Origin of the sequence: Mesorhizobium sp. M7A.F.Ca.AU.001.01.1.1 (genome assembly GCF_004022735.1) — a bacterium.
Taxonomy (GTDB): domain Bacteria; phylum Pseudomonadota; class Alphaproteobacteria; order Rhizobiales; family Rhizobiaceae; genus Mesorhizobium; species Mesorhizobium ciceri.
Map to the genome: position 1 here is coordinate 1 of NZ_RZPF01000363.1, position 6367 is coordinate 6367.

Consider the following 6367-nt stretch of genomic DNA (forward strand, 5'->3'; position numbering starts at 1 on the left):
CCGACCAGCGAGTGGAAGGCAGCGACCAGCTGCGGCATCGAGGTCATGGCGATGCGGCGCGCGGTAACGGCGCCGACGCCGCCGCCAATGGCAAGGCCGAGCACGATCAGGCCGAAGCGGCCGGCGGACGGGGTCGCCAGAGCCAGTGTGGTGGCGATGGCAATACCCATGCCGATCATGCCGTAGAGATTGCCCTGGCGGCTGGTGGTCGGATGCGACAGGCCGCGCAGCGCCATGATGAACAGGACACCGGAGACGAGGTAGAGGAAGGACGCGAAGTTGGCGTTCATGGCGCTCTACTTGTCCTTCTTCTTGTACATGGCCAGCATGCGCTGGGTGACGAGGAAGCCGCCGAAGATGTTGACCGAAACCAGCATCAGCGCGACGAAGCCGAAGCCCGCGGCAATGCCGGAGGCGGCGATGCCGACGGCAAGCAGCGCGCCGACGACGATGACCGAGGAGATGGCATTGGTGACGGCCATCAGCGGCGTATGCAGTGCGGGGGTCACCGACCAGACGACGTAGTAGCCGACGAAGATCGCCAGGACGAAGATGGCGAAGCGGAAGACGAAGGGATCGATGGCGCCGCCGGAGAGCGCATGCGCGGCATCACCGGCCGCGTCAGTGCCGCCGGGCGCGGTCGCCAGATTGTGCACCGCCAGCCGGACGGCGGCGGAGGCCTGGTCGAGCTGGTCGAGGGCTTTCTGCAGGGTCTGGTCCATCACGCGATCCCTTTCGGCTTCGACGAGGGCGACTTGGGTGCGGCCGCCTTCTTGGGCGCGGCTTTCTTGGGCGAAGCATCGGCGACCATGGTCTTGGCCGGGATCGCGGCCGGCTCGACATATTGGCCCTTTGCCGGCTGCTGGTCGGCTTTCACGAAAGCCGGATGAACCACCTTGCCGCCATCGGTCAGCATCGTTGCCTTGACCAGATCGTCGTCGCGATTGATGGCAAGCGTCTTGGCCGTCTTATCGACCAGCGTCTCGAGAAAGGCGAACAGGTTCCTGGCATAAAGCAGCGAGGCCGACGCCGCGATGCGGCCAGGCACATTGAGATGGCCGACAATCTTGACGTTGTTGGCGGTGGTGACCACCTTGCCGGCTTCGGCGCCCTCGACATTGCCGCCGCGCTCGACCGCGAGGTCGACGATCACCGAGCCCGGCTTCATCGAAGCGACCATCGCCGCCGAGACCAGCTTGGGCGCCGGCCGGCCGGGAATGAGCGCCGTGGTGATGACGATATCCTGCTTGGCGATGTGCTCTGATGTGAGTGCCGCCTGCTTGGCCTGATATTCCTTCGACATTTCCTTGGCGTAGCCGCCGGCCGTTTCGGCCGCCTTGAATTCCTCGTCCTCGACCGCGAGGAACTTGGCGCCGAGCGAGGCGACCTGTTCCTTGGCGGCGGGGCGAACGTCGGTGGCGGTGACAACCGCACCAAGCCGGCGCGCGGTGGCGATCGCCTGCAGGCCGGCGACGCCAACGCCCATGATGAAGACCTTCGCCGCCGGCACCGTGCCGGCCGCCGTCATCATCATCGGCAAGGCGCGGTCATATTCCGAAGCCCCGTCGATCACCGCCTGATAGCCGGCCAAATTGGCCTGCGAGGACAAAACGTCCATCGACTGCGCGCGGGTGATCCGGGGCATGAATTCCATCGAGAAAGCGGTGACGCCGGCCTTGGCAAGAGCTGCCACGGCGGCATCGTTGCCGTAGGGGTCCATGATGGCGATCACAGCCGCGCCGGGCTTGTAGCTCTTCAGCTCGGCATCACCAGGCCGGCGCACCTTCAGCACCACATCGGCCTTGGCGACATCGGAAGCCTTGCCGATAGCAGCGCCGGCGCTCGCATAGTCGGCATCGATGATGCGCGATTTCAGACCGGCACCGGCCTCGACGACGACGTCGAAGCCCAACGCCGCCAGCCGTTTCACCGTATCGGGCGAAGCCGCGACGCGCGGCTCGTTGGCATCGAGCTCACGAGGGATGAAAACCGTCTGTCCCACCGCATGATCCTTTCGGCCGGAAGCTATTTCCCGCAAGACGCCGGCCGGCCTCGCGGCGGCGCCGTGGACAAGATGTCGGAAAAATCTATCGGAGGATAAAGGCGCCGACAGCCAGAATCAGCACGAACAGAATGGTCGCCGAGAAGAAGCCGCCCGCGAAGAAGCCGAAGGCCATCGCCAGGAGCAGGGCGCCACAAAACAGCGAGCCGTACTTGGCCAGCGCGAGGAAGCCCGCATAGGTGCGGTCATGCTCGGCATAGTCCATCTTCGCGCCCAGTTCGACAGGACCAGTCGGCGAGTGATCAGCCATAGGAATACCCCTTCGAAGACATCTTTCAGGCACATAGCGAAAAGCCGCGCCGAGAGCAATGGCGCTATTGCCGCACAACAACCGACAACTGCCTCAAAGAAAGATTGAAGCCAGCAGTCGACGCCGCGACGGAGTCCGATCGCTGGATTCTGATGCTTGATGCGGAACTCCGAAGGGCGGACGCTTGCGTGGCCTAAGCCGGAGCCTCAGCCGGCTAGATGCGGAAATAGCCCGAGCAACCCGACGACGATCAGATAGAGCGCGACGATGTAGTTCAACAGCCTTGGCATGACCAGGATCAGCACGCCGGCGATCAGCGAGATGAGCGGGGTTAGCGCAAGTGTGGAAATGGTCATGGCGGGTTCCCTCAAAAACCTCAGATCGACCCGGAGCGCTGCTCGTGGCCTCACCCAGAACGCCGAAGTCGCCAAAAGGCTCCTGTCGGCCCTGCAAAATCGTGTGGATCCCTGCCGTATCAGGCGGCTTCGTGATAGTATTTTGCCGTCGGCAGGATGGTCAGCGGCGCGAGTTCCCCGACATGCGGCGTATCGAACAGCATGCGCTGCTCCATTGGCGTCGAGCGGAAGAACGGGAACCGTGAGAAGGACCGCTCGCGGATTGCGTTGACGTCGGCGCGGTAGAGCACGACCTTGTTGAAAACGCCCGGATAGGCGCGCGACTCGCTGATCTTCTCCGAGTAGTAGATACGCTTGTAGAAGCCGGCGTGATCCTCACGAATGGTCGACAGGCAGTAGGGCGCGTTGAAATGGAAGCACGCCATGCCGGCCAGCCGCAGCGTCAGGTAGGGAATCTGCGGGTAGACGCGCGACCATTCGGGATCGGACGCAAACCGGCTGGGACAGATGAAGCTCAGTCCGTCACGAAGCATCGGCATGACGATGTCGCCAAAGGCCTTGGTGGAAGGCGACATCGGCGTCGCCAAGGTGACGTGATGGATACGCAGCGTGCTGACGAGTTCCTGGTCGATATAGACCCCGAAGCGGTACACATTCGGTGCCTCGTCGAGCTCATCGTGAATGGTATGGTTTTCGTTGTCGGGCACCATATCGTTCGAGCGATATGACTTGTAGCGCAGGCGGTAGATGTCCTCGAGATCTTCGCCCTTGTCGCAGCGGCGGTACTCTGTCCGCTCAAGCATCGCCGAAACGTTGCGGGCGAAGCTGGACATGGTGTCGGCGGCGTCCTTGCCGTCCTCGCCCGTCACCGGACGAAGCGAACTCAACTGCACAATCATCAACTCAATCCCCGTACATTGCCGCCGCGATCCGACACTACGACAGGGTCTTGGGATGTAAAAGATGAAAACAGGAAGCAGCCCGTTTACCAGTCGTTAAGGTTAACGATTGCTAAAATAAAACTAAAATTGGTGGTTTTCTTCGTTTTCTGCGTCGCGACGGGGAAAGAGCGTGTCTCGAACATGACGGGAAGCGGCTGAAATTCTGGCATGGCCCGCGATGTGCAAAGAAACCTCGAATGCAGTGAATGCCTAAAGCCTGGGCGCCTGTTCAATCCTGATGGAAACAGGGATGGGCTCTCAGTGCCTGGGCACCATGCGCCAGGCGCCGCAAATCAGCGGCGTACCGCCTTTTTGGCGGTCCTGATATCCTTGGCGAAGGGCCATACCGTGTTCGACATCGTCTCGATGCCGGAAGCGCTGAGCGCCGAACCGAACAGGAACCCCTGGACAAGATCAGGCTTGACCTGCAGCGCCAGGATCTTGAGCTGCTCGAAGGTCTCGACCCCTTCGACGGTCACCGAAAGCCCCAGCGGCCGCGACAGGTTGACGATACCCTTGAGCAGCTCGAGCGAACGGGGATTCTGGGTGACGTCCATCAGGAAAGAGCGGTCGATCTTGATCTTGTCGAGCGGCAGCTTGTGCAGGTAGCTCAGGCTCGAATAGCCGGTGCCGAAATCGTCGAGCGCGATGCGCACGCCAAGCTGCTTCAGCTCCTCAATATACTGGCGCGTCAGCGACTTGTCGTCGAGCAGCGCCGTTTCGGTGACCTCGATCTCGAGCCTACTGGCGGCGAGGCCGGTGCCGGCCAACGCATCGCGAACCTTCTGGATGACATCGCGGCTGCGGAAATCCTTGGCCGAGAGATTGACCGAAACGCTGGTCTGGTCGGGCCATTTGGCGCATTCGGCGCAGGCTGCCTGCAGCACGAAGGTGCTGATCTCGGAAATGATGCCCATTTCCTCGGCAAGCGGAATGAAGATGCTGGGCGAGATTGGCCCGAGATCTGGATGATCCCACCGGCACAGCGCCTCGCAACTGGCGATACGCATGGTGCTCATCGCCACGATCGGCTGATAGACCACCCGCAGGCTCTTGCCCTCTACCGCGGTGCGCAGATCCGCCTTCATCAGCTGACGGTTGCGGAAGGCGGCATCCATCGAAGCTTCGAACAATCGCCAGCTGTTCTTGCCGAGTTCCTTGGCCTTGTAGAGCGCCAGGTCCGCCTTCACGATCATGGCGTCGACATCGGTATCCTTGACCCGTGACAGCACCGCGCCGCCGCTGGCCTGAATGCGCAGCCCGTGACCGGCGACGTCGACTTCCCCTTGCAGGCCGGCGAATATCTCGTCGAGCTGGCTGGTCAGATGGCTCTCATCCTCGACGCGGTCGAAGAAGATCATGAACTCGTCGCCACCGAAACGGCTGACCGTGATATCTTGCTTGGCAATGGCGCCAAGCCGCTCGGCAACGGCATAGATCAAGCCGTCGCCGATCGGATGGCCAAGCGTGTCGTTGACGCTCTTGAAATCGTCGAGATCGAGCACCGCAAGGCCGCAGAGACGGTCGCGATCGCCGGACGCCATGGCCTCGCCCACCAATTCATGGAAATAGGCCCGGTTGGGCAGGCCGGTGAGATTGTCGTAGCGTGCCATGAAGCGGATCTTGTCTTCCGCCTCGACACGGGCGGTGACGTCCTCGAAGGTGATGACGCCCAGTTCCTGGCTGCCCTCGCGAGCCGAGAACTCGTAATGCTGGCCGTTGGCGAGGGAAACCAGCACCTTGCGGTCGCGACCCTCACGCAGGGCACGCGTCAGCTGCGCCTCGATGTAGCGGCAATCCTTGGGCGCCAGCATGCCGCCGGCGACACCGCGCATCAACAGACCGTGGATCGACCGTCCGAGCAGCGCGTCGGGCGACTTGAGCGACATCAGATGCGCGGCCTCGGCATTGGCCACCGCGACGCGGCCGTCCGGACCGAGCATGACAAGGCCGTGCGACATGGTGTTGAGCGCCCGGTTGAAGCGCTGGGCAATGCGGTTGGCCTTCTTCTCTTCCGAGACGGCCGCAAAAAGCACATCGCGTACGGTGTTGGCGAATTTCCGGATGGCGAACAGGAACGGCGCCGACAGCAGCCCGAGGAGGACATGGTAGATGTCGCCGCGCAGCAGGAAGCCAAGCGAGATCGGCCAGGTCAAGGCAATGGTCAGGATGGTGACCATGCGCGGCGAGCCGTAGTTGCGGCCGGCGATGGAGGTCGCCGTCGCGAGCGTCAGGCAAACGGAGGCGATTTCGGCGAAACCATCGCGCGCGAAATAGATGCCGAGCAGGCAGAAAGCGCCAAGCGTCAAGCCATGCAGGGAGCCATAGAGAATGTAGTCATTCTCACGCTTGTGCGCCTCTTCCCAGGTCGTCGGCGACGGCATGCTGTTGTATTTTCGAAAGTTTCTCATGCGGAACACACCGATGAGAACCATCGAGATCGCGACCAGCAAATACCGCGGATCGCCGCCCTTCCACCAGACCAGGCCGATCAGGAAAGTCTGCGCGAGAATGCCGATCGAAAGCGTCAGCCCGTCGCGAAACAGGGTTTCCACGAACGGAATATAGACGTCGACCGGGATCTCGTTCTTTTTTCGCAGATTCAACGCCTGAATCCCAACCCTGGGGAGCCAAGCAGTGCCACATCCGCCTTAAGAAAGATTTAGAGAGACCCTCGCGCTCCTGCCGTCAAGCCGGGTGACGCAGCGGAAAGCAAGGAAACTGTCGTTCAGGTAAACAAGGCGTATCGGTCATTCGG

Annotated in this window: 7 protein-coding genes; all 7 read right to left on the reverse strand. The window is 62.0% G+C overall.

All coding sequences use genetic code 11. The features are described 5' to 3' along the window. The coding region (locus tag EN884_RS21175; RefSeq protein ID WP_206617616.1) for an NAD(P)(+) transhydrogenase (Re/Si-specific) subunit beta at window positions 1-290 on the reverse strand (290 nt) is incomplete at its 3' end. Between the two features lie 6 nt (window positions 291-296). Then, window positions 297-725 (reverse strand): NAD(P) transhydrogenase subunit alpha, encoded by a 429-nt coding sequence (locus EN884_RS21180; protein WP_024501908.1) that lies wholly within the window; start codon window positions 723-725, stop codon window positions 297-299. Continuing rightward, window positions 722-2002 (reverse strand): Re/Si-specific NAD(P)(+) transhydrogenase subunit alpha, encoded by a 1281-nt coding sequence (locus tag EN884_RS21185; RefSeq protein WP_063169840.1) that lies wholly within the window; start codon window positions 2000-2002, stop codon window positions 722-724. The genes EN884_RS21180 and EN884_RS21185 overlap by 4 nt, the downstream gene beginning before the upstream one ends. Window positions 2003-2087: 85 nt before the next feature. Beyond that, window positions 2088-2312 carry an aa3-type cytochrome c oxidase subunit IV gene (locus EN884_RS21190; RefSeq protein ID WP_013528204.1) on the reverse strand — a complete coding sequence of 75 codons (225 nt, stop codon included), beginning with the start codon at window positions 2310-2312 and terminating at the stop codon, window positions 2088-2090. Window positions 2313-2518: 206 nt separating this feature from the next. Beyond that, entirely contained in the window at window positions 2519-2668 is a 150-nt protein-coding gene (locus EN884_RS21195; protein WP_013528205.1) for a DUF3096 domain-containing protein, read from the reverse strand. A gap of 119 nt (window positions 2669-2787) precedes the next feature. Further along, the gene (locus tag EN884_RS21200; protein ID WP_013528206.1) at window positions 2788-3567 is read right to left on the reverse strand and encodes a hypothetical protein; all 780 of its coding nucleotides are present in this window, start codon (window positions 3565-3567) and stop codon (window positions 2788-2790) included. Between the two features lie 335 nt (window positions 3568-3902). Continuing rightward, complete coding sequence (locus tag EN884_RS21205; RefSeq protein WP_063169839.1) at window positions 3903-6215, reverse strand: EAL domain-containing protein; 2313 nt, start codon at window positions 6213-6215, stop codon at window positions 3903-3905. Window positions 6216-6367: the final 152 nt, after the last annotated feature.

What these genes read in the sequence shown, in the direction of transcription:
- EN884_RS21190 (WP_013528204.1), bottom strand. Translation starts at nt 2,312, where the DNA reads ATGGCTGATCACTCGCCGACTGGTCCTGTCGAACTGGGCGCGAAGATG.
- EN884_RS21195 (WP_013528205.1), bottom strand. Translation starts at nt 2,668, where the DNA reads ATGACCATTTCCACACTTGCGCTAACCCCGCTCATCTCGCTGATCGCC.
- EN884_RS21200 (WP_013528206.1), bottom strand. Translation starts at nt 3,567, where the DNA reads ATGATTGTGCAGTTGAGTTCGCTTCGTCCGGTGACGGGCGAGGACGGC.